General features: G+C 37.9%; 1 protein-coding gene. It reads left to right on the top strand.

Annotated features, from left to right (window positions below):
- Positions 1-377: 377 nt before the first annotated feature.
- Positions 378-1,688: hypothetical protein (locus ACTXGO_RS13330; RefSeq protein ID WP_443574860.1), on the top strand; the 1,311-nt coding region annotated here is incomplete at its 3' end.

The raw sequence follows: 1,688 nt of genomic DNA on the forward strand, positions 1-1,688 counted from the left end.
ATAAAAAGCGGTCAATAGTTAGGAGACTATATCTACCTATTATAAGCGCATCACAACAAATTGTTTATGGCTTTAAAAAAATGACAAACTAACAAGTATTTAGTAAAAAAATAATGAATAGTAATTATATGAATATTGATAACTTTACGCTTAGTCTATGAGGAATAAGGCTAAATTTTAGTTGCTAATAAATTCAGAACCTTTAAGTAGATCACATTCTTATTATAGATAGGCTAATAAATTTTTGATCAAGAGGTGTCAAAAGCAAATTTTTTATTCTATGATGAGTAAGAAAACCGTTTACAAATTTGAATTGATTTTGGGGACTTATGATGCGCGAAAGCGTACGTATGACACTTAAAAAGGACTTTTGTCGAATGAAAAAAATAGCTAGTACAACTATACTACTCTTATGCGCAAGCTCAACTTTAGCGGCTGTTACCTGTCCTGCTAACTTTGTTTCTGATGAATTTGCAACTTCAGATTACACCAATCTAGCGCCAGTAGTCTCACCGCCCTCTCCTCAAAGCAATCAAAGTATCATTGGTATCCAAAATGAAAGTTATTTGATAGCGTCTAATACACTAACTACTAGTGGCACCTTAGACACTGGAGGCACCAATATATATCAATCGTCAACCACTGGTGGCATTCAAGTTTTTCAGTTCTTTCAGGATTTTGCAAATAAAACAAGCACACGATCTGTTTCATATACTTTCAATAATAAGTTTTCTAATCAGCCTCAGGCGCTCACCAATGTTGGTATTAGTATTTACGACATAGACACAAACTATGCAGGTAGAGATGGCGCTGGTAATAGATATTTTGAGTTTTTCGACCAAGCAACGGTTACAGGCGTAACTAGTACAGGGACGACCATCAGTCCAGTCTTACAGTCTAAGGGCGCTGGGATGACTAGTTCAGCCCCTTATCGGCAAACAAATTTAACTAGTAGTGTCAGTTGTGGCGGTTTGGATGATAATTGTAAAATCTCATTAGCGTTCAATCAGCCTGTCGTCAAGGTGGATATTACCTATGGCAATAATACTGATCTAAATTATTATGACCAAAGTGATGATGACGGTGATGGCATACTGTTTAACGATCCAGGCGATCAGCTTGTTGACATCAGATTTGATGGTTACTGCTATCAGCCGCAGCCACGATTGATCTACACAAAAGCGTTGTCTGACTCTCGTAACGCTGATACAGATGAATTTAGGGTTCAGATAATAGACAACGCAAACAATACTTCAGTCACCAGTAGTATTATCACTACTACGTCAGCAGGAGAAGGTAATACTGTTACTACTGGCACAGGGACAACAGGGACTTTTAAAGTTGATCCTACCAAGACATATACTTTGACCGAGATTGCCTCAGGCACCACAAACCTGTCAAATTATAATGCTACTTATACTTGTAGACGATCAGATGGTACAACAGTGACAACGCTAAATCCAAATAGCCTAAAACTTACTTATGGGGACAATTGGACTTGTACCATTACTAATAGGCGCAGTTTTATCTTTTCAGGCATTGTCTTTAACGACAATGGCGGCATTACAGCAAGCAGCACCACCAGCCAAGATATATCCTCTACTTTTACGGGTAATGCCAATTACTTTAATACAGTCTTTGATAGTGCGACTGAATCTGGCATATATGATGCGAGCATGAGCATACGT

The sequence above is a fragment of the Psychrobacter sp. T6-1 genome, from assembly GCF_052258445.1.